Genomic DNA, 21,613 nt, shown 5'->3' on the forward strand with positions numbered 1-21,613 from the left:
CTCCTTCAGTGCTCGACGGCGGGGGCCGGGACGGCGGGGGTGGTGGGTGCCGGGTCGGGGTCCGGGTCCGGGTCCGGGTGCGGCTCCGGGGCGCGGTGGAGCAGCAGCGCCACCCCGATCAGCAGCACCCAGACCGGGAAGACGAGCAGGGCCCCGGGGTTGTTCGAGACGCTGACCAGCAGGAACGCGGCGAGCAGCCAGCCGACGACGGCCCACGGCGTGCTCAGGACGCCGCCCGCGCGCAGCAATGTCGTCGTCGTGATCGCGAACATCCCGGCACCGCGGACGGCGAAGACGAACACCAACCCGTAACCGACGGCGGTCAGGGCCCGGGCCGTGTCCGGGTCGATCGAGGCCGGGCCGCCGCGGGTGACGGCGAACGCGACAGCCCCGATCGCGGCGGTCCCCGCGAACAGCATCGTCACGAAGATCGTCCCCGCGAGCAGGTTCAGCCCGTGGGCCATGCCCGAGGGCCGCGGGGTGAGCGTGTCGAGCATCGTGCGGATCGCGGTCATGTGCCAGAGGAACGCGATCCCGGCCAGCGGTACGAGGTAGAGCCCGAGGGCGACGAACAGCGTGTCGCCGCCGTGGGCGTAGAACGCGGTGTAGGTCGCGTCGGGGTCGTCGAGGTGCGGGGCCCGGCGCAGCAGGACCAGCGCGACGACGAAGAGGACGACGAACACGAACCCCGACAGGGCCGCGATCCGCGCCGCGGCCTTCACCGCGGGCTCCGCGGGAGCCTGTCCGACGACGGGCGCGGCGGCGCCGGCTGCAGGTCCTCCAGGACCCGCAGCAGTTCGAGCGTCCCCGAGAACGGATGTTCCGGCCCGGCCTCGGTGGCGGCCGTGCCCTCGAGGCGGCCGTCCCCCAACCGGACCAGATCGAGCGTGACCCGCATGGACGAGCCCACCTCCCGCGATCGTCACCGTGTGGTGACAAGAGTGCGACGAAGTACGGGCGCGACGACCCGGTCGGCCCTTCCAGTCGTGTTTCCAGTCGACCAACGGTGACCGGGGTGCTGCGCAGCGTCGACGCCGCGCTTGCGCCGTTGATCAACGGCACGTCACGCAGGAATCAGCGGCTCCGAAGGTGCGCCCAGTGCCCCTCGTCGATCGGGCCCACGCCGCGGACTCATCGAGTGGGCACGACCATCCGGTCCCGCAACTGCGCCCGGGAGGTGACGCCGAGCTTCGCGTAGACGTTGCTGAGGTGGTACGCGACCGTGCGGGGCGAGACGAAGAGCTCCCGCGCGACCTCCCGGTTCGTCAGACCCCGCACGACCAGCGCGACCACGGCGTCCTCGTGCGGTGTCAGCCCCAGCGCGTCTTCCTCCGGCGACGGCGTGAGCCCGGCGGCGTGCAACAGCTCCTCGCACGGCGCGAGGAACGGAGTCGCGCCGAGCGCCCGCAGCCGATCGCGGGCCATCCGCAGCAGGTCCACCCCGGTACGGCGCTCACCCGCGGCCACGAGGTGGCGACCGTGCTCGGTCTCCAGCCGGGACAGCGCGAGGGGGGCGCTCATCCCCCGTGCCGCCGCCTGCCCCGCCTCGAAGGCCGCCCGCGCGCCTGCGGGGTCGTCGTCGGCCTCGGCGAGCAGGCCGCGCAGGCGGTCGGCGTCGACGGAAGCGTGCCCCGGCGGGCGGGCGGCCAGCCGCTCGGTGAGCGCGTCCAGGGACTCCCGTGCCGCCTCGACCCGGCCCAGCCGCAGGAGCGCCTCCACGTGCAGCACCCGGGGAGAGAGCGCGCCCACGGCGTCGGACAGCGCGAGCACGTCGGGGTGGAGCACCGGCGCGAGGGCACGCAACATGCCGGCCGGGTCGTCCTCGACGAGGGCGGTCAGTGCGCCCGCCGACGCGGTCACGATCGTCGAGCCCCACCACGCCGAGCCGCTGTCCGTGATCACCGCGAGGTGGGCCCGCGCCCGCTCGAGATCCCCGCGCAGGGCGTGCATCTGCGCGGCGTACCCACGCACCATCTGTTCGGCGAACCCCCGCCCGGCGTCCCGCGCGGAGGCGACGGCGAGCTCCACGGCCTCGAGCCCGTCGGCCTGCCCCGTCCGGTCCCGGACCATCGCGAGGTAGCCCGCGGCGACCGTCGCCGTCCGCACCGGTTCCCCGGCGCGCGCGAGCCGCAGCGCCTCCCCGAGCGACCGCTGTGCCTCGGCGTCGTCGTCGGCCGCCGCGGCGAGCACCCCGCGGACGACGAGGGTGTCGGCGTAGAGCGGGGTCCGGGCCTCCGGCGGCCCGGCGGCGACGTCGAGGACCGCACGCGCGTCCTCACCACGGCCCTGCGCGACCAGCCCGAGGATCAGCGCGAACCCCGCGGGCTGGCGCACGATGGGGCCGCTGTCCGGGTCGGCGAAACAGGCGCCCGCGAGCTCGACGGCCTGCGCAGGACGGCCCTCGAGCACGGTGAGCAGCGCGAGGTCGGCGGTCGCGATGGCGCGGGGTCCGGGGTCGGGGCTCGTCGCGGCGGCGTCGAGCAGGGGCCGGGCGAGCGCCGGCCGACCGCGCAGCAGCGCCAGCCGGCCGAGGAGGCCGTCCCGGACCGGGCCCGGGCGCGCGACGGTGAGTTCCTCCTCCAGCGCCCCCGCCCGGACCGTCTCGCCCACGGCGAGCAGGACCTCGACGGCCCGGAAGACCAGGCGCTCGCGGTCGTCGGGATCGACGGAGATGCCTGCGGCGGCGCGCAGCAGGTCGGCGACGTCGAGGGGGGAGGTGCCGGCCGGGACGTCCGCGGCGAGGCGTTCGAGGTCCTGCGCCAGCTCGGCGTCGGGCCCGACGGCCGCAGCGATCCGGTGGGTCAGGGCGGCGCGGCCCCGCACGAGCCCGGCGGCCGCCTGGTGCAGGGCGCGCCGCCGGGCCGGGGACTGGTCCCCGTAGACCGCGGCGCGCAGCAGCGGGTGGACGAACCCGATGGTCGTGACCGGGCGGTCCCCGCGCTCGGCGAGCAGGCCCACCCGGACGCCCTCGTCGAGCGCCGCCGCCGGGTCGACCGCGCCCGGTCCCGCGACCTGCGCGAGGGCGGCCGCGTCGGCAGGCGAGCACGCCTCGCCGAGCACCGACGCCGCCACGACGAGGGCCTGACCCTCGGCGCTCGCGCGGGAGAGCCGCACGAGGACGACGGCCGCGAGGGACCGGGGAGCGGGGAGCACGTCGGTCGTCGTGGCGGCGAGGACCCCGGGGTCGAGCTCCTCGAGGAGGGTGCGGGCGTGCAAGGGGTGGCCGCGGGTGTGGGACCAGAGCCGGTCCGCCGCACCCGTCGAACCCAGCGGGCGGCCGATCGCCGCCGCGAGCTCGGAGAGCTCGGCCGGGGCGAGGCCCGCCAGCAGCAGCCGGCGCGCTCCCGGCGACGAGTCGAGCAGCCGCACCCAGCGCGGGTCGACCGCCGGCTCGCCGTCGAGCAGGCCGGGGTCGGGGGTGCGTGCCCCGAGCAGGACGACGACGCGGTCGTGGCGCAGCCGCCGCAGGACGAAGACCAGCGTGCGCACCGAGAGGTCATCGGCCCATTGCACGTCGTCGACGACCACGAGCAGCGGCTGCTCGCCGACCGCGCCCAGGGCGGCGAGCAGATCCGCCCCCACGACCATCGGGTCCGCCCCCGGAGCCCGGCCGGGCCCGGCGAGGGGGTGCTCCGCGAGCAGGTCGGCGGGCAGCGCGGCGGCGAGCTGGTCGACGATCCCGTAGGGCAGGGCGGCCTCGGCCTCGTCGCCGGTCGCGGTGATCAGCGTCGTCCCGATCGCACGACCGATCGCGCTCGCGAGCAGCGCCGACTTGCCCATGCCCGCGGCGCCGGCGATCCAGACGATGCCCGGCTCACCCCGCCGGGCGGCGGCGACGGCCTCGTCGACGGCCTCCAGTTCGGCGCGCCGGCCGACGAACGGTCGCCGCGGCGGTGCTGCCTCGTGTCCGTCCACGGATGAAGCGGACACCGGCGCACGGGGGTGTGTCCAGCACCACCCCGGGCAGTACCCGGACGGCTACACAGACGAGTCAGGCCCCCGCCGTCACTCCCACTCGATCGTGCCCGGCGGCTTGCTGGTCACGTCGAGCACGACGCGGTTGATCTCGGCGCACTCGTTGGTGATGCGGGTGGAGATGCGCTCGAGGGTCTCGTAGGGGACGCGGGTCCAGTCGGCGGTCATCGCGTCCTCGCTCGACACCGGCCGCAGGACCACGGGGTGGCCGTACGTGCGCCCGTCGCCCTGCACCCCGACCGAGCGCACGTCGGCGAGCAGCACCACCGGGCACTGCCAGATCGTGCGGTCGAGGCCTGCGACCGAGAGCTCCTCGCGGGCGATGGCGTCGGCGCGGCGCAGGGTCGCGAGCCGGTCCGCGTCGACCGCACCGATGATGCGGATCGCGAGGCCCGGGCCGGGGAAGGGCTGCCGGGCGACGATCGTCTCCGGCAGGCCGAGCTCGGTCCCGACGGCGCGGACCTCGTCCTTGAACAGCGAGCGCAGCGGCTCGACGAGCGAGAACTGCAGGTCGTCGGGCAGCCCGCCCACGTTGTGGTGGGACTTGATGTTCGCCGCGCCCGAGCCCCCGCCGGACTCGACGACGTCGGGATAGAGCGTGCCCTGGACGAGGAAGTCGACACCCTCGCCCTCGGCCAGATCCCGCGCGGCCCCCTCGAAGGACCGGATGAACTCCCGGCCGATGATCTTGCGCTTCTCCTCGGGGTCGACGACGTCGGCGAGCTCGCGCAGGAACACCTCGGCGGCGTCGACGGTCACCAGATCGACCCCGGTCGCGGCGACGAAGTCCCGCTCCACCTGGCCGCGCTCTCCCTCGCGCAGCAGCCCGTGGTCGACGAAGACGCAGGTCAGTCGGTCACCGATCGCCTGCTGGACGAGCGCCGCGGCCACCGCCGAGTCGACACCGCCGGAGAGCCCGCAGATCGCGCGACCCGCGGGGCCGACCTGCGCGCGGATCGCCTCGACCGTCTCGGCGACGATGTTCGCGGGCGTCCAGTCGGCGGTGATGCCCGCGACGTCGCGCAGGAACCGCTCGAGCACCAACTGGCCGTGCGGCGAGTGCCCGACCTCGGGGTGGTACTGCACCCCCGCGAGCCGCCGGTCGACGCACTCGAAGGCCGCCACCGGCGCCCCCCGCGACGACGCCGTCGTCGTGAACCCCTCGGGCGCGACCGTGACCCCGTCGCCGTGGCTCATCCACACCGGGTGCTCCTCGGGCAGGTCGCCGTGCAGCCGGCCCGGGTCGGTGACGTGCAGGTCGGTCCGGCCGTACTCCCGGTCCCCGGTGTGCGCGACGGTACCGCCGAGCGCCGAGGCCATGAGCTGGAACCCGTAGCAGATGCCGAACACCGGCACGCCGGTCTCGAACAGCGCCGGATCGATGCTCGGGGCCCCGTCGGCGTACACCGACGCGGGGCCGCCGGAGAGCACGATCGCGGCCGGGTCCTTGGCGAGCATGTCCTCGACCGCCATCGTGTGCGGCACGACCTCGGAGTAGACGGCCGCCTCGCGGACGCGACGGGCGATGAGCTGGGCGTACTGGGCGCCGTAGTCGACGACGAGGACGGGGTGCTCACCACTGCTGGTCACGCACTCCATTGTGGCCGATGACTTCCGCGCCCGACGCCGGTCCCACCAGCATGAGCACCGTGACCGCAGGTACCTGGCCGCTGATCCACGCGGAACGCGCCGCCCTCGTCGCCGACCTGTCCGACCTCCCCGACGCCGACTGGGCCCGACCCTCGCTGTGCACCGACTGGACGATCGAGGAGACCGTCGCCCACCTGGTGGCCGGCGCGAGCATCGGCCCGCTGCGGTGGTTGCGCAGCGTCCTCGGTGCTCGCGGGAACTTCGATCGCCACAACGCCCGCCGCCTCGCCGAGCACCGGGGCAGGACGCCCGGGGAGACCCTGGCTCGCTTCCGGTCGGTCGTCGGGAGCACGACCTGCCCGCCCGGGCCGGTCGAGATGTGGCTCGGCGAGATCGTCGTGCACGGCGCGGACGTCCGTCGCCCGCTGGGCCTCGCCCATGCGTCCCCGACGTCGACCCTGACCCCGCTCGCGGCATTCTTCGCGAGGCAGAACTCGACCGTGCGCAGTCGGACGAACGCGGCCGCGCTGCGGCTGGTGGCCGACGACGGGCCGTTCGCCGCCGGATCCGAGGACGACCCGCTCGTCACCGGCCCGACCCTCGCGCTGGTCATGGCGATGGCCGGCCGCGCGGTGTTCTGCGACGACCTCTCCGGGCCGGGGGTGGCGACGCTGCGGTCCCGGTGCGCCGCGGCCGCAGCATGATCACCGGGTACTCATCCGGGTCGGACCAGCTCCGGAGCCCTCTGAGTGCCCGGTGATCACCCGAGCGCGTCCCGCACCGCCGCCCGCGCCGATGCGACGTCCCGTGAGGCGAGCGCGGCCCCCGCCGCACGCTGCGCCGTCGCCAGGTCGACCGAGGCCACCCGTGCCGCCACCGGGGGCAGGGCCGACGCGGCCGCCGACAGCGACGTCACCCCGAGCCCCACCAGGACGACCGCCAGGGCCGGATCCGCGGCCGCCTCCCCGCAGACCCCCACCGGGGTCCCGGTGACCGAGGCCGCCCGGCACAGCTGGTCGAGCAGACGGAGGACGGCGGGCTGCCACGGGTCGTTGAACCCCGCGAGCGGCCCGGACTGACGGTCGGCGGCGAAGACGTACTGGGTGAGGTCGTTGGTGCCCACCGAGACGAAGTCGACCTCGGCGAGCAGTTCCGGCGCGTTGAGCACGGCGGCGGGCACCTCGATCATGACGCCGACCTGCCGGGCGCCCGCGGACCGCGCCCGGGCCACGAACCGGGCGGCCTCGTCGGCCGTCGAGATCATCGGGGCCATCACCCTGAGCTCGACACCGGCGTCGGCGGCGCCCCCGACCACGGCCGCGAGCTGGCGGTCCAGGACGCCCACCCGGTCGGCCGGGGCCCCGACCTCGTCGAACAGCCGCTGCCCGCGCACCCCGAGCGCGGGGTTCACCTCGGGCGCGGTGGCGAGGAAGGGCACCGGCTTGTCGGCGCCCGCGTCGAGGGTCCGCACCGTGATCGGCTTCCCGCGCAGCGGCGCCATCGTGGCGGCGTAGCCCGCGCGCTGGTCGGCCTCGGTCGGCTCGGTCGCCGCGGACAGGAAGGTGAGCTCGGTGCGCAGCAGGCCGACGCCCTCCGCGCCCAGCCCCGCGGCCTTCTCGGCGTCCTTCGCGTCCGCGATGTTGGCGACGATCGCGATCCGGCGTCCGTCGCGCGTCGTCACCGGGCCGTCGACCGCGGACGGGCCTGCGGCGGAGGTGTCGGCGCCGATCGCGGTCCCGGCCGGCACCTCGACGACCTCGCCCGCGACGCCGTCGACCCGCACCAGAGCGCCCTCGGCGAGGGTCGCGGCGCCGGGGCACCCGACGACGGCCGGGATCCCCAGTGAGCGGGCGAGGATCGCGGTGTGGCTGGTCGGGCCGCCCTCGACGGTGACGAGGGCGAGCGCCGTCGCCGGGTCGAGGGTGGCGGTGTCGGCCGGGGCGAGGTCGCGGGCGACGAGGACCGACGGCCGGTCGAGCGCCGGGACGCCCGGGGCGGGTACGCCGAGCAGTTCGGCGACGATGCGGTCACGGATGTCGGCGACGTCGCCCGCGCGCTCGGCGAGGTACCCCCCGGCCGCCTGCAGGGCGGTGACGAAGCGGGCCGCCGACTCGTGGACCGCGCGCGGGGCCGGTGTTCCGTGCTCGCGCACCAGTGCCGCGGCCGACCCGAGCAGCGCGGGGTCCTCGGCCATCATCGCGGTGGCGTAGAGGACATCGGAGACCTCCTCGGCCAGGCCCGGCGTGCCCGCCGTGTCCATCATCCGCGTCGACACGGCCGCGCCGGCCGGAGCGATGCGCGCCGCCTCCGGCTCGCGGCGGTCCTCCGGGACGGCCGGGCCCGCGGGCGGCTCGCCCCACGGCTCGGGCACACGCACGACCGGGCCGACGGCCGCGCCTGCGCTCGCCGGCGTCCCGGCAAGGGGCACGGCCGCCGTTCGCGTCTCGGTGCTCGTCATTCGGGAGCGCTCCCTCACGTCCGTGTGTCTGGTGCCGTGCCGAACGTACGACGACGACCCGTTGACAGTCCACAGGTAATCCCACAAACTTCCAACTAGAACCACACAGGCCGAGCGAAGAACGGAGGTGATCGGGCATGTACGCCGCGGAGCGCCACCAGGTCCTGGTCCGCCGGGCGCGGGAGCTCGGACGCCTGGAGGTCACGCAGGTCGCCGCCGAGCTCGGCGTCACGACCGAGACCATCCGGCGCGACCTCACCGCCCTGGAGCGCCAGGGCCTGCTGCACCGGGTGCACGGCGGCGCCATCGCGACCGACCGCCTCGAGATCGAGCCCGCCGTCGGGGTCCGCGAGATCACGCACCCCGACGAGAAGGACCGCATCGCCAAGGCCGCGGTCTCCGAGCTGGGCTCGGCCGCGACGATCCTGCTCGACGCGGGCACGACGACCGCGCGGGTCGCGACGCTCCTGCCCGACGACGTCGAGCTCACCGTCGTCACCAACTCCCTGCCGATCGCGACGGCGCTGGCCTCCCGCTCGCGGGTGACCGTGCACCTCATCGGCGGCCGGGTCCGCGGCACGACGATGTCGGCGGTCGACCGCTGGGCGCTGAAGACCCTCGAGAGCCTCAACTGCGACGTGGCGGTGCTCGGCACCAACGGCTTCTCCGTGGCGCGCGGGCTGACCACGCCGGACGTCGCCGAGTCCGCGGTCAAGGGCGCGATGGTGGCCGCCGCCGCACGGCGCATCGTCGTCGCCGACTCCAGCAAGTACGGCACCGACTCGTTCTCCCGCTTCGCCACCCTCGCCGACATCGAGACCCTCGTGACCGACGGCGACCTGCTCGAGACCCACCCCGAGGCGGCCGACGAGCTCCGCGCCGCCGGACCGGAACTGGTGATCGCGTGACCGGGGCGAGCGGAGCGACGGGGAAGATGACCGGCTCACCGACCAGGATCATCGTCACGGTCACGCCCAACCCGAGCCTCGACCGCACCGTCGAGATCCCCGAACTGATCCCCGGCGCCGTGCTGCGGGCGACCGCACACCGGGTGGACCCGGGCGGCAAGGGCGTCAACGTCTCCCGGGTCCTCGCCCGGTTCGGCCGCCCGACGCTGGCGATCATGCCCGGCGGCGCGGGCGAACTGGCCACCCTGCTGCGGCGCGCGGGTGTCCAGCCGGTGTCCACCCCCGCCGACGGCACGACCCGGGTGAACACCGCGCTCGTCGAGCCCGGCGGCGTCACGACGAAGGTCAACGAGCCCGGCGTGGCACTCACCGCGGCCCAGGTCGACGCCCTCGTCGACACCGTCCGCGTCCACGCCGCTCCGGCCGACTGGGTGGTGACGGCGGGCAGCGTCCCCGTCGGCGCCCCGGTCGACCTGCACGGTCGCATCGTCGAGGCCGCGCGTGCCGCGGGTGCCCGGGTCGCCGTCGACACCTCGGGCGACGCCCTGCGTGCCGCCGTCGCGGCGGGCCCGGATCTGATCAAGCCGAACGTCGCCGAGCTCGCCGAGCTGGTCGGCCACCCGCTCCCCCGCCTCGCCGACGTCCTCGCCGCGGCCCGGGATCTCGTCGCCGGCGGGATCGGCACCGTGCTGGTCAGCATGGGCGCGTCCGGCGCCCTCGTCGTGGACGGTGCCGACGACGGGGCCGCGTGGCACACCGCCGGCCTGCCCACACCGGTCCGCAGCACCGTCGGCGCGGGCGACTCCACCCTCGCCGGCTACCTGATCGCGATCACGGAGGGGCGGGCGGGCGACGTCAAACCGCCCGACGCCCTGGTCCACGCGGTGGCCTGTGGCGCAGCCGCGGTCGGCCTGCCGGGCACCGCGGTGCCCGGCCCCGCCGACGTCGACCTCTCGCACGTCCGTCCGGCCTCCGCCCCGGACGCCACCCTCGACCTCACCGGAGAGGCAGCATGAGCGCACTGATCACGGAGGACCTCGTCGACCTGCAGCTGCCGGCCGGCGGGAGGCGGGAGGTCGTCCGATCGCTCGCCGAGCGCCTCGTGAAAGCCGGGCGCGTCACCGACCTGGAGCAGTTCCTCGCCGACGTCGAGGCCCGGGAGGCCCAGATGCCGACGGGCCTCGACGGGGGCATCGGCATCCCGCACTGCCGCTCCGCCGCGGTCACCGAGCCCACCCTGGGCTTCGGCCGCAGCAGCGGCGGCGTCGACTTCGGGGCCGACGACGGCAACCCGGCCGACCTGGTGTTCCTCATCGCCGCGCCCTCCGGCGGCGGGTCCGACCACATGACCGTGCTGGCCGCGCTCGCCCGGCGCCTGGTCCGGAAGTCCTTCACCGGCGAGCTCCGTTCCACGACCGACCCGGCCGCCGCGGCCGACTTCATCGCGAAGGAGGTCTCGGGATGAAGATCGTCGCCGTGACCGCGTGCCCCACGGGCATCGCCCACACCTACATGGCCGCCGAGGCCCTCGAGGCCGCGGCCGAGGAGTCCGGGCACACCATCGCCGTCGAAACCCAGGGGTCGGCCGGCTCGACCCCGCTGACCGCCGAGCAGCTCGCGGAGGCCGACGTCGCGATCTTCGCGGCCGACGTCGAGGTCCGGGACAAGGGGCGCTTCGCGCACCTGCCGCTGGTCTCGGTCGGCGTCAAGAAGGCCATCAGCGGCGGGGACCTGCTCGTCGCCCAGGCCGAAGAACTGGCTGCGGCGGCGTCCGCGAGGCCCCCGGCCGGTTCGGCCCCCGCCGCGGTCCCGACCGGCGCGAAGGCCCCGGCCGGCCCCGGTGCCGCGTCGAAGGTCCGCGCCTGGTTGATGACCGGCGTCAGCCACGTCATCCCGTTCGTCGCCGCGGGCGGGCTGCTGATCGCCCTCGGCTTCGCCCTCGCCGGCTACCAGATCAACCTGCCCGACGACTCGCCGCTCTACGAGCAGATGCTCTCGGGCGGCTTCGACGCCGGCTCGGTCACCGCCTGGGGCGCCCTGGCCTTCGGCATCGGCACGGCGGCGTTCAACTTCCTCGTCCCGGTGCTCGCCGGCTACATCGCGTACGCCATGGCCGACCGGCCCGCGCTGGTGCCCGGCTTCGTCGGCGGCGCGATCGCGGTGACCACCCACGCCGGGTTCCTCGGCGGTCTGGTCGCGGGCTTCGTCGCCGGTGGCCTGGTCATGTGGATGAGGACCTGGAGGGTGCCCCGCGCGCTCGCCGGGATCATGCCGGTGCTCGTCATCCCGCTGCTCTCGACGGCCGCCGTCGGCCTGCTGATGTACGTCGTCGTCGGCCGCCCGATCGCCGCGATCACCGAGGGCCTGACGAACTGGCTCAACGGCCTCTCGGGCACCAACGCCGTGCTCCTGGGCCTGCTGCTCGGCCTGATGATGTGCTTCGACATGGGCGGCCCGGTGAACAAGGCGGCCTACACCTTCGCCGTCGCGGGCCTCTCGACCGGATCGGGCGGCGCGCTGACGATCATGGCCGCCGTGATGGCCGCAGGCATGGTCCCGCCGTTGGCGATGGCGCTGGCCACCGTCGTCCGGAAGTCCCTGTTCTCCGACGTCGAACGGGAGAACGGCCGGGCCGCGTGGCTGCTCGGCGCGTCCTTCATCTCCGAGGGCGCCATCCCGTTCGCCGCCGCCGACCCGTTCCGGGTCATCCCCTCGATCATGGTCGGGGGCGCGGTGACCGGGGCCCTCTCGATGACCCTCGGCGCGACCCTGCGCGCCCCGCACGGCGGCGTCTTCGTGGTGCCGCTGATGGGCAACCCACTGGGCTTCCTGGTCGCGGTCGTCGCCGGGACGCTCGTGGCGACGGCGCTGGTCGTCGCGCTGAAGACCTTCGCCCGCCGTCGCCCGGCCACCCCGGCCGCGCCCGCCGACATCTCTGCCACCGCATCCGCCACCGAGCGCGAGACCGCAGGAGCCACCGCATGAGCACCACGTTGGACACCAGCACCCAGGAAGGCGCCATGATCGAGCGCACCGTCGTCGTCGCGACCCAGATCGGCCTGCACGCCCGGCCGGCCGCGGTGTTCTGCAAGGCGGCCGCCGCGCAGCCGGCCGGGGTCACGCTGGCCACCGCGGAGGGCGACAGCGCCGACGCCCGCAGCATGCTCTCCGTGCTCGGGCTCGGTGTGCGGGGCGGGCAGCAGGTCACGCTCTCCGCGGACCCGGACACCGCGGGGGCCCAGGCCTCGGTGGACGCCCTGGCCGAGCTGCTGGCCACCGACCTGGATGCCTAGCCACCCACCCGATAATTGCGCCGCGGCCACCTTACGGTGAGCAGCGGGCGTATCGAGCCGATAGTGGCTCGATCGCGACCCTGCCGGCTACAGGGCGGACGGCAGCACGCTGGTGGTACTGGTGAGGTCGACGCTGCCCTCGACGACGCTGCGGGCGAGCTCGGTCAACCGCAGCCCGTGGCTGCGGGCGTGGGCGCGCAGGACGCTGAACGCCTCATCAGGGCTGGTGTCGGCCTGATTGGCGATCATGCCTTTGGCCTGTTCGATGATGACGCGGCTGGTCAAGGCGCCCTGGAGTTGTTCGGCGACGGTCTCGGCCTGACGCACCGCGCGCTCGTGCAGCAGCCCGATCGTCGCGGCGTCGGCGAGCGCCTGACCCAAGCGGACGTCGGGCTCGTCGAGGGTATGCGGCTCGGTGGCCAACAGGGTGAGTACGCCGATTACCTGGTTGCGGTGGCGCATCGGCAGGGCGTGCGCAGCCTGAAACTCGGCCTCCTCCGCGCCGGCGGCGAATCGGGGCCACCGCAGGCGGGCGGTCTCGCTCCGGAGGTCTTCGCTGACGACAGCCTCGCCACTGTGCAGGCAGTCCACGCACGGGCCGGCGTCTATAGCCACCGCGAAGAGCTCGAGCAGCCGAGCGCGCTCGGACGAGGCGGCGGCCACCGAGAGCCCATCACCGTTGCCGTCGGTCAGGATCACGCCGGCCGCAGTGACGCCGAGCAGCTCGACGCTGCGCTCCGCGAGCATGGTCAACATGTCCAGCGCGTCGAACTCACGCACCAAGGTGTCGGTGACCGACAGGAAGGTGTCGATGATCTGAAGTTCGCGGCCGTTGCTCATCGGTATCTCTCCGCTTCGAGGCAGGCACACGGGCAGCGCGAGCTGCTCGTCGTCTTTCACCTTGCCCGAAACCCTGGGTCCAGGGGCCGCGGGGCCGAAGTGGAATACCCGCCCAGCACCAGGTTGAAAACCTGCTCCCGGTACCGGGCCGGCGTGTACGACCGGCCCGGGCAGCTCACCGAGACGACCCGTTTCACTCCCAGCTTTCGCCGCGTAGTCGTCGCCGGGTGCGACGTCATCGGTGGCCTGGGCGATCCAGCTGAGGTCGCTCGCCGCGGAGAGCGCCGCGCCGCGGGTGCGCCTGCACGACCTGCGCCACCTCGCGGCGACGCTGATGCTTGCCAATGGCGTCCCGCGCAGTTCGGCGCGGTGTAGCTACCGACGCACGGACAGCCCAACCCGCTGGAACTCCTTGAGGTCGGAGTAGCCGGTCTTCGCCATGGCCCGGCGCAGCGCCCCGAACAGGTTGACGGTCCCGTCCGCCCGGGGTGCCGGGCCGCGCAGCACGGCCGCGAGATCGGTCCCGTGCTGGGGCACCGGCACGACGGCGGAGCGGGGCAGGTTCGGGTGCGCGGCCGCGGACGTCCAGTACCAGCCGCCACCGGGGGCCTCGTCGGCGCCGGCGAGCTGCTCGCCGAGCATCACCGCGTCCGCGCCGCAGGCGATCGCCTTGGCCATGTCGCCCGAGGTCGCCATCCCGCCGTCGGCGATGACGTGGACGTAGCGCCCGCCGGTCTCGTCGAGGTAGTCCCGGCGCGCGGCCGCCGCGTCGACCAGCGCCGTCGCCATCGGCACCCCGATACCCAGGACCGCGTCGGTCGACGTCGAGGCCGCCTGCCCGTAGCCCACGATCACCCCGGCCGCGCCGGTCCGCATGAGGTGCATCGCCGTCCGGTAGTCACCGACCCCGCCCGCGACGACGGGGACGTCCAGCGACTCGATGAAGTCCTCGAGGTCGAGCGGGGCCTCACCCTCGTCGGCTGCCCCGATGGTCGAGCTCCGCTCCGCTTCGTCTCCGCCGACGTGCTCGGCCGAGATGATCGTCCCCTGCACCACGAGGATCTCGACGCCCGCCGACAGGAGCGTCGGGGTGAGCTCCCGTGCGTGCTGCGGGCTGACACGCGCGGCGAGCGTGACGCCGGCACCGCGCACCCGCTCGAGCGCCTCGGTGAGCAGGTCGGTGCGCAGCGGGGCGGCGTGGAGGCGCTGGAGGTCGCCGAGCGCGCCCATCGGGTCCTCCGCCGCCCGCTGGGCGACCTCGACCAGCGCCTTGTCCGGCTCGGCGTGCCGCGCCCACAGCCCCTCGGCGTTGAGCACCCCGAGCCCACCGAGCTCGCCCACCGCCACCGCCGTGGCGGGGGAGACCACCGCGTCGGTCGGGTGGGTCAGCAGCGGCAGGTCGAAGCGGTAGGCGTCGAGCTGCCACGCGGTCGACACCGCCGACGACGACCGCGTCCGCCGCGACGGGACGATGTCGAGATCGTCGAAGGTGTAGCTGCGTTGGGCGCTGCGGCCCCGGCCGATCTCGACCTGCTCGCGCATGGTGCCCTTTCTGCCCCCGGTCAGCGCCCGCCGTAGTTCGGGGCGACCGCCGTCATCGTCACGTGGTGGGGGTGGCTCTCGGCGAGGCCCGCCGCGGTGATCCGCACCATGTGCGCGGACTGCAGCTCGGCCGTCGACCGGGAACCGGTGTACCCCATGGCCGCCCGCAGGCCGCCGACCAGCTGGTGGGTGACCTGCGCGAGCGGGCCCCGGAAGGGTACGCGCCCCTCGACACCCTCGGGGACCAGCTTGTCGTCGGAGAGCACGTCGTCCTGGAAGTAGCGGTCCTTCGAGTAGGACCCCTGCGCTCCGCGGGTCTGCATCGCGCCCAGCGAGCCCATCCCGCGGTAGGTCTTGAACTGCTTGCCGTCGACGAGCACCAGCTCGCCCGGCGTCTCGGCCGTTCCCGCGAGCAGCGACCCGAGCATGACCGTCGACGCCCCCGCCGCGATCGCCTTCGCGATGTCCCCGGAGGACTGCAGGCCGCCGTCCCCGATCACCGGGACCCCCGCGGGGGTCGCGACCGAGACGGCCTCGGCGATCGCCGTGATCTGGGGGACGCCGACCCCGGCGATGATGCGGGTGGTGCAGATCGAGCCGGGCCCGACGCCGACCTTGATCCCGTCGGCACCCGCGTCGACGAGGGCCTGCGCCCCCGCCCGCGTGGCGACGTTGCCGCCGACGACGTCCACCCGCTCGCCCAGCTCCTGCTTGAGCTTGGCGACCATCGCGGTCACCGCGCGGGAGTGGCCGTGGGCGGTGTCGACGACGAGCACGTCCACCCCGGCGTCGACGAGCGACATCGCGCGGGTCCACGCGTCGTCCCCGACGCCGACCGCGGCGCCGCAGAGCAGCCGGCCGTCGGGGTCCTTGGTGGCCATCGGGTACTGCTCGGTCTTGACGAAGTCCTTGACCGTGATGAGCCCGCGCAGCACGCCCGCGCCGTCGACGAGGGGGAGCTTCTCCACCTTGCGGCGTCGCAGCAGGCCCAGCGCGGCCTCGGCGGTGACACCGACCTGGGCGGTGACCAGGTCCGAGGACGTCATCACCTCGCGCACCTGGCGGGTGTGGTCGACCTCGAAGCGCATGTCGCGATTCGTGATGATGCCCACCAACCGGCCCTCGGGATCGGTGACCGGGAGCCCCGAGATCCGGAAGCGGGCGCAGAGGGCGTCGACGTCGGCGAGGGTGTCCTCGGGCGAGCACGTCACCGGGTCGGTGACCATGCCGGCCTCGGACCGTTTGACGACCTCCGCCTGCGCGGCCTGCTGTTCCGCGGGCAGGTTGCGGTGGAGCACGCCCATGCCCCCGTGGCGGGCCATCGCGATCGCCATCCGGGCCTCGGTGACGGTGTCCATCGCCGAGCTGACCAGGGGAATCCGCAACGAGACGTTCTTCGAGAGGCGGGCCGACGTGTCCGCCTCGGACGGCACGACATCCGATTCGGCGGGCAACAGCAGGACGTCGTCGAACGTCAGGCCGAGCAGCCCGTACTTCTCCGGTACGCCGGGGTCCGTCAGCACCATGCCCCCGATGCTAGCCGTGCCCGCATGGTGATCCCCGTCGCAGCCGGGCAGCCGTGTCGATCTCCGCACGTCCATCGCCCGCCCACCCGCTCGGGCACCCGCCGGGTCGGGGGCCCGCAACCGGTAGGTTCGGGGACGTGCCGTACGAAGCCCTGCCGCCGGACCCGTTCGCGGGTGACCCGTCGGACCCCTCTCGGATGCTCGACGCGCTCCACGACGTCGCGGCACCGGAGGACCTGCCGCTGGACGACGAGGAGCGCGACGAGGTCGTCGCCGACCTCGGGGACCTCGCGGTGTTCCAGGCCCTGCTCGCCCCGCGCGGTATCCGGGGCGTCGTCGTGGAGTGCGAGGACTGCGAGGAGCAGCACTTCCACGACTGGGACCTGCTGCGCGCGAGCCTCCAGCAGCTGCTCGAGGAGGGCCACATGCGCCCCCACGAGCCCCCGTTCGACCCGGACCCGGCCGCCTACGTGACGTGGGAGTACTGCCGCGGCTTCGCGGACGCGACGCTCGCCGAGCAGTGACCGGCGACAGCGCGCCGAAGACGCCGCGCTGACGACACCGCTCTGACGACGACGGGCCCGGCTCCCCCGAGGGGGAACCGGGCCCGTCGTCGTGCGTGCCTAGTTGGAGGGCGGCACCGGCGTCGTCGTCGTCGTGTCCGGAGCGCTCTTCGGGCTCGGCCCGTCGGGCGGGGTGCCCTTCGTCGTCGTGTCGTCCGGAGCCGGGCTCGGCTTCTCCGGGCTGGGGCTCGACTCGACCGGAGCCTGGGGCTTCGGCTTCGACGGCTTGTCCGAATCGCCGCCGTTGCTGCTCGACTGCGACGTCCCCCGGCTCCCGCTGCTCGGGTCCTCCGTGGCGGACGACGGCTCGGTCGGGGCCTTGGGCTCGAGCGACTTGAGCGCGTCCTCCCGCTGCTGCTGCAGCGCAGGCTGGTCGTCCGGCTGGGCGGCCTGTATCTGGCCCGCCGCGCTCTGGAGCAGCGACTTCGCCGTCGCCGGGTCGCCGTTGCGGATCGCGGTGTTGGCCTGGTCGATCGTCGCGCGGGCCTCCTGGGCCTTCTGCGCGTTGTCGGCGTGCTCGGAGAAGAGCACCTTGGTCAGCCCGAACATCGCGTCGCCCGGCTCCGCCGAGTGCACCGCCACCGTGAGGCCCGAGAGCGCCACGGCGATGGCCGCGGCGGCCACGGCGAACGGCATCCGCCTGCGGGCGCGGCCGGCCCGGCGGTCCCGCGCGGCGTGTCCGGCCTCCACGGCCTCGGACGCCTCGTCGAGGTTCACCAGCTCCGGCATCGGGTCGGCCTCGATATCGGCCTTCCACGCGGCGAGGATGGTGGCGAGATCATCGTCGTCCTGCCCCGGACGCCCGAAGACGTCTCCGCTCCCACCGAGGCCACCGGAGACCGCCCCGCCGGCGATGGCATCGAGCAGGGCGTCGTCGGCGCGGACCGCGGCGAGGTCCACCGGCCCGTCGACGAGATCGTCACCAGCACCGAAAGCGCGGTGACCACCCACCTAACTCACCTCTTCCGAGATCGCGGACACGGCGGTCCGCAGCTTGGACAATGCGCGGTGCTGTGCCACCCGTACCGCTCCGGGTGTGGACTCGACCGCTTCCGCGGTCTCCTCCGCCGAGAGCCCGACGACGACACGCAACACGAGGATTTCCCGCTGTTTGGGTGGCAGTGTGTCGAGCAGTTGACCCATCTGGACGGACAGCGCACCGTTCATCGCGCGCTGCTCCGGCCCGTCGTGCGGGTCGAGTTCCTCGGGCAGCTCGGAGACGGGTTCGGATCGGTTCCGCGCCACCGAGCGATGGGCGTCGACCACCTTGTGCGCCGCGATCCCGTAGACGAAGGCGAGGAACGGACGGCCCTGGTCGCGGTAGCCGGGCAGCGCGGTCAGCACGGCGAGGCACACCTCCTGGGCCACGTCATCGGCCGAGACCGACGACCGTTCCTGCCGGCCGATCCTCGCGCGGCAGTAGCGCACGACGAGCGGACGGATGATCGCGAGAACACGGTTGAGAGCCGAGCGGTCGCCGTTGTTGGCGGCGGCCACCAGCCTCTCGAGGTCGTTCCCTGACTCGGTCATCGCTCCCCGTGGCCCCGGCGTTACGCGCGGAGGTGTGACTCGCAGGTCCACCTCGGTCCGTGGTGCCACCGCAGTGGGTGGTACGGAGGGGTCACCGTACCGCTCAGGCGGATGGCTCGCGCCATGTCCGCCAGACGGGTTTGCCCGATCCGGCACACGCCAGCGGTCCGCGGCCCGATGGACGGCACGCGGTGTTCCGATCGCCGGGGTGGGCAGATCGTCCGGGGGAGGGGTGCCCCCCGGCTCGGGACGGGCGGGGTCGGAGGCCCCGTACGGCGGGGTCGACCCGGGGGCGGACGGCCGCGCCACCCGGAGCGGCTGTACACGCACCGGGCGGGGCCGGGCGGTCAGGAGACCAGGCCGCGGCGGAAGCCGTGAGCCACGGCCTGCGCCCGATCGCGCACGCCCAGCTTGCGGAACAGCCGCCGGGCGTGGGTCTTGACGGTGTCCTCGGACAGGTAGAGCTCCCGGCCGATCTGGCCGTTGCTCTTGCCCTGGGCCATGCCCCGCAGCACCTGGAGCTCGCGCTCGGTGAGCTGGACGCCCGAGTCGGAGGGCGTCCGCGGCGCGGGCACCGAGGTGCTGGCGAGGGTGTGCGCGAGAGCGGCGACCAGTTCCGGCCGCGACGCGTCCCAGCGCAGGTAGCCCCGGGCTCCGCCGGCGATCGCGGCCGCGATGCTGCCGGAGTCGTCGGGCGCGCCGAAGACGATGACGTTGGCCTGGGGGTGCGCGGCGACGAGCCGACGGGTCGCCTCGACCCCGGTCGGCACGGCGCGCTGCGTCCCCACGAGGACGACGTCGACGCTCTGACGGGAGAAGCGGGTGAGCAGTTCGTCGCCATGGGCGACGCAGTCGATGCGGTGGACTCCGGGGACGGCCGACATCACGCGGGTCAGTCCTTCACGCACACTGCGGCGGTCGTCGCAGATCAGGACCGTCGTCACGGAAGCTCCTCCCTGCAGCGCTCCTGCAGACGGTTGGCGGGCACTACTGGTCATCGGCGCGACTCCCGGAGACCTTGAGTCCGATCCGTGGTTTTCCCGTGCCGGATCCGCGACCCGCGCCATGACTGCTCCCTCGTCCCGTCTCCCGGGGTGACCGTCAGAACGTCTCGCTGCGACGGTCACGCCCGGTCCCCTCCTCGACAACGGCTCCGGGGCCGACCGGTCACGGTCGACCCTTCACCGCGGACCGGATTTCCGCCACCCACACGGACCACCGGCCACGCAGTGCTTCGGGGCATGATCACGGATGGTGGTCGTTTCGGCAAGTCCCGTCACCGTCCGGAATCGGTGTTCCCGCACGAGGATGCTGGCCATCCCGCGTCCGGACGAACGACCGGTCGGCGGCCTACCCAGGGGGACGGGTCACATCCGATCCATCTTGTACCGCCTGCCGCGCCGGTCATAGGGTCGGCCCACGGTCGCCCTCCGCGCGGCCGCGGGCACGGACGGTGACTGGCCGGCCGGGCCCGAGCTCGTGGTGGGAACGACGTCGAGGATCCACGCCCGCGGTCCCCGCGGCCCACCACCGTCAGGACGAGGAGGTGGTCGAGATGGCCGACGTCCGTCGACTCCCCGGCCCCAACGCCGATGTCTGGGACTGGCAACTCCACGCGGCGTGCCGCGGCATGGACAGCACGTTCTTCTTCCACCCCGACGGCGAGCGGGGCCCGGCCCGGGCCAGCCGCGAGCGCCGAGCGAAGGCCGTGTGCGAGAGCTGCCCCGTCATGGAGCCGTGCCGCACGCACGCCCTCGCGGCCGGCGAGCCCTACGGCATCTGGGGCGGTCTCTCGGAGTCGGAGCGGACCGGCTCCCGGTCCCGGCACCGCGGCATCGCCGTGGGCTGACGCACTCACGGCGCCGACGACCGACGCGGAAGGGCCCGGCCGAACCGGCCGGGCCCTTCGCGTCGGTCGACCAGGAATCAGTGCCCGTGGCCGTGCCCGTGGCCGTGGCCACCGGCAGCCGCGGCGGGCTCCTCCTCGGGCTTGTCCACGATCGCGCTCTCGGTGGTGAGCACCATGCGCGCGATCGAGACCGCGTTCTCCAGCGCCGACCGCGTGACCTTCACCGGGTCGATGATCCCGGCGGCCATGAGGTCCCCGTACTTCTCGCTCGCGGCGTCGTAGCCGACGCCCCAGCCCCCGTCGGCGACCTTCGCGGCCACGACGGAGCCCTCGAGCCCGGCGTTCGAGGCGATCGCCTTGAGCGGCGCCGAGAGCGCGCGGCGGACCAGCGCGACACCGGTGGCCTCGTCGCCGGTGCGGCCGAGGCCGTCGGCGAGCGCGGCCGAGGCGTGCAGCAGCGCCGCACCCCCGCCCGGCACGATGCCCTCCTCGACCGCGGCCCGGGTGGCGGCGACCGCGTCCTCGATGCGGTGCTTGCGCTCCTTGAGCTCGGTCTCGGTGGCCGCGCCGACCTGGATCACCGCGACACCGCCCGCGAGCTTCGCGAGGCGCTCCGAGAGCTTCTCCTTGTCCCAGTCGGAGTCGGAGTCGGCGATCTCGTGGCGGATCTGGGTGACGCGGGCCTCGACGGCCACCTTGTCCCCACCGCCCTCGACCAGCGTCGTCGCGTCCTTGGTGACCACCGCGCGCCGGACGGTGCCCAGCACGTCGAGGCCCGCCTCGGACAGCTTCAGCCCGACCTCGGGGTTGATCACCGTGGCGCCGGTGGCCGCGGCGAGGTCGTCCAGGAACGCCTTGCGCCGGTCCCCGAAGAACGGCGCCTTGACCGCGCAGATCTTCAGGGTCTTGCGGATGGCGTTGACGACGACGGTCGAGAGCGCCTCGCCCTCGAGGTCCTCGGCGACGACCAGCAGCGGCTTGCCGGACTCCACGACCTTCTCCAGCAGCGGGAGGAGGTCCTGGATCGAGCTGATCTTGTCGCGGTGCAGCAGGACGTGCGCGTCCTCGAGCACCGCCTCCATCGACTCGTTGTCGGTGGCGAAGTACGGCGAGAGGTAGCCCTTGTCGAACTGCAGGCCCTCGGTGATCTCGAGCTCGGTGGCGAGGGTCGAGGACTCCTCGATGGTGATGACACCGTCCTCGCCGACGCGCTCCATGGCCTCGCCGATGAGGTCACCGATCGTCTGGTCGCGCGAGGCGACCGCGCCGACCGAGGAGATGCCCTTCTTGCCGTCGACCGGGGTGGCGTGCTCGCGCAGCACCGCGGTGATCTTCTCGGCCGCGGCCGCCATGCCCGCGCCGAGGGCGGTCGGGTTCGCGCCGGCGGCGAGGTTGCGCAGCCCCTCGGCCACGAGGGCCTGGGCCAGCACGGTCGCCGTCGTGGTGCCGTCACCGGCGACGTCGTTGGTCTTGGTCGCGGCGGTCTTGGCCAGCTGCACGCCGAGGTTCTCGAAGGGGTCCTCGAGGTCGATCTCGCGC

At 74.2% G+C, this 21,613-nt stretch carries 20 protein-coding genes; 8 read left to right on the top strand and 12 right to left on the bottom strand.

What is annotated here, in order from left to right:
• Positions 1-5: 5 nt before the first annotated feature.
• From VGI02_RS19805 to guaA, 4 genes are all read right to left on the bottom strand, one after another.
• Complete coding sequence (locus VGI02_RS19805; RefSeq protein ID WP_331630016.1) at positions 6-722, bottom strand: hypothetical protein; 717 nt, start codon at positions 720-722, stop codon at positions 6-8.
• On the bottom strand, positions 719-898 hold the full coding sequence (locus VGI02_RS19810) for a hypothetical protein (RefSeq protein WP_331630018.1): 180 nt from the start codon (positions 896-898) through the stop codon (positions 719-721). The genes VGI02_RS19805 and VGI02_RS19810 overlap by 4 nt, the downstream gene beginning before the upstream one ends.
• A 233-nt stretch (positions 899-1,131) precedes the next feature.
• On the bottom strand, positions 1,132-3,915 hold the full coding sequence (locus VGI02_RS19815) for an ATP-binding protein (RefSeq protein WP_331630020.1): 2,784 nt from the start codon (positions 3,913-3,915) through the stop codon (positions 1,132-1,134).
• 90 nt (positions 3,916-4,005) lie between these two features.
• Complete coding sequence (gene guaA / locus VGI02_RS19820) at positions 4,006-5,565, bottom strand: glutamine-hydrolyzing GMP synthase (RefSeq protein ID WP_331630022.1); 1,560 nt, start codon at positions 5,563-5,565, stop codon at positions 4,006-4,008.
• A gap of 50 nt (positions 5,566-5,615) precedes the next feature.
• Between guaA and VGI02_RS19825 the strand changes: the two genes are divergently transcribed.
• Positions 5,616-6,269: a maleylpyruvate isomerase family mycothiol-dependent enzyme gene (locus tag VGI02_RS19825; RefSeq protein ID WP_331630023.1), complete on the top strand. Its 654-nt coding sequence runs from the start codon at positions 5,616-5,618 to the stop codon at positions 6,267-6,269.
• Positions 6,270-6,325: 56 nt separating this feature from the next.
• On the opposite strand, the gene VGI02_RS19830 is transcribed toward VGI02_RS19825, so the two are convergent.
• On the bottom strand, positions 6,326-8,023 hold the full coding sequence (locus VGI02_RS19830; RefSeq protein ID WP_331630025.1) for a putative PEP-binding protein: 1,698 nt from the start codon (positions 8,021-8,023) through the stop codon (positions 6,326-6,328).
• 137 nt (positions 8,024-8,160) lie between these two features.
• On the opposite strand from VGI02_RS19830, the gene VGI02_RS19835 reads away from it, so the two are divergent.
• From VGI02_RS19835 to VGI02_RS19855, 5 genes are read left to right on the top strand one after another with little or no spacing between them, the layout of a single operon-like run.
• Positions 8,161-8,931, top strand: coding sequence for a DeoR/GlpR family DNA-binding transcription regulator (locus tag VGI02_RS19835; protein ID WP_331630026.1), 771 nt, complete (start codon positions 8,161-8,163; stop codon positions 8,929-8,931).
• A 47-nt stretch (positions 8,932-8,978) separates the two neighbouring features.
• Positions 8,979-9,947 carry a 1-phosphofructokinase family hexose kinase gene (locus VGI02_RS19840; protein WP_414638324.1) on the top strand — a complete coding sequence of 323 codons (969 nt, stop codon included), beginning with the start codon at positions 8,979-8,981 and terminating at the stop codon, positions 9,945-9,947.
• Positions 9,944-10,396 (top strand): PTS sugar transporter subunit IIA, encoded by a 453-nt coding sequence (locus VGI02_RS19845; protein WP_331630030.1) that lies wholly within the window; start codon positions 9,944-9,946, stop codon positions 10,394-10,396. Before VGI02_RS19840 ends, VGI02_RS19845 begins: the two co-directional genes overlap by 4 nt.
• The gene (locus tag VGI02_RS19850) at positions 10,393-11,916 is read left to right on the top strand and encodes a PTS fructose transporter subunit IIC (protein ID WP_331630032.1); all 1,524 of its coding nucleotides are present in this window, start codon (positions 10,393-10,395) and stop codon (positions 11,914-11,916) included. The genes VGI02_RS19845 and VGI02_RS19850 overlap by 4 nt, the downstream gene beginning before the upstream one ends.
• A complete protein-coding gene (locus tag VGI02_RS19855) occupies positions 11,913-12,224 on the top strand; it encodes an HPr family phosphocarrier protein (protein ID WP_414638323.1) in 312 nt (103 codons plus the stop codon). The genes VGI02_RS19850 and VGI02_RS19855 overlap by 4 nt, the downstream gene beginning before the upstream one ends.
• 87 nt (positions 12,225-12,311) lie before the next feature.
• Here the strand turns inward: VGI02_RS19855 and VGI02_RS19860 are convergent, their stop codons facing one another.
• From VGI02_RS19860 to guaB, 3 genes are all read right to left on the bottom strand, one after another.
• Positions 12,312-13,124, bottom strand: coding sequence for a GAF and ANTAR domain-containing protein (locus tag VGI02_RS19860; RefSeq protein WP_331630034.1), 813 nt, complete (start codon positions 13,122-13,124; stop codon positions 12,312-12,314).
• Positions 13,125-13,439: 315 nt separating this feature from the next.
• The gene (locus VGI02_RS19865) at positions 13,440-14,606 is read right to left on the bottom strand and encodes a GuaB3 family IMP dehydrogenase-related protein (RefSeq protein WP_331630036.1); all 1,167 of its coding nucleotides are present in this window, start codon (positions 14,604-14,606) and stop codon (positions 13,440-13,442) included.
• A gap of 20 nt (positions 14,607-14,626) precedes the next feature.
• Positions 14,627-16,132 carry an IMP dehydrogenase gene (gene guaB / locus VGI02_RS19870; RefSeq protein ID WP_331630038.1) on the bottom strand — a complete coding sequence of 502 codons (1,506 nt, stop codon included), beginning with the start codon at positions 16,130-16,132 and terminating at the stop codon, positions 14,627-14,629.
• Positions 16,133-16,269: 137 nt separating this feature from the next.
• Here guaB and VGI02_RS19875 point away from each other — a divergent pair, with 137 nt between their 5' ends.
• Positions 16,270-16,656 carry a DUF5319 domain-containing protein gene (locus VGI02_RS19875; RefSeq protein WP_331630040.1) on the top strand — a complete coding sequence of 129 codons (387 nt, stop codon included), beginning with the start codon at positions 16,270-16,272 and terminating at the stop codon, positions 16,654-16,656.
• 99 nt (positions 16,657-16,755) lie between these two features.
• Here the strand turns inward: VGI02_RS19875 and VGI02_RS19880 are convergent, their stop codons facing one another.
• The 3 genes from VGI02_RS19880 to VGI02_RS19890 form a co-directional block, all read right to left on the bottom strand.
• A complete protein-coding gene (locus VGI02_RS19880; RefSeq protein WP_331630042.1) occupies positions 16,756-17,646 on the bottom strand; it encodes an anti-sigma-D factor RsdA in 891 nt (296 codons plus the stop codon).
• Positions 17,647-18,225, bottom strand: a complete 579-nt coding sequence (locus VGI02_RS19885; protein ID WP_331630053.1) for a sigma-70 family RNA polymerase sigma factor — start codon at positions 18,223-18,225, stop codon at positions 17,647-17,649.
• A 347-nt stretch (positions 18,226-18,572) separates the two neighbouring features.
• Complete coding sequence (locus VGI02_RS19890; RefSeq protein ID WP_169186839.1) at positions 18,573-19,169, bottom strand: response regulator transcription factor; 597 nt, start codon at positions 19,167-19,169, stop codon at positions 18,573-18,575.
• Between the two features lie 611 nt (positions 19,170-19,780).
• Here VGI02_RS19890 and VGI02_RS19895 point away from each other — a divergent pair.
• A complete protein-coding gene (locus tag VGI02_RS19895) occupies positions 19,781-20,074 on the top strand; it encodes a WhiB family transcriptional regulator (protein WP_331630044.1) in 294 nt (97 codons plus the stop codon).
• Positions 20,075-20,151: 77 nt separating this feature from the next.
• Here VGI02_RS19895 and groL read toward each other — a convergent pair.
• Positions 20,152-21,613: chaperonin GroEL (gene groL / locus VGI02_RS19900; protein ID WP_331630045.1), on the bottom strand; the 1,462-nt coding region annotated here is incomplete at its 5' end.

This window comes from Actinomycetospora sp. (assembly GCF_036497245.1).
Classification (GTDB): Bacteria; Actinomycetota; Actinomycetes; order Mycobacteriales; family Pseudonocardiaceae; genus Actinomycetospora.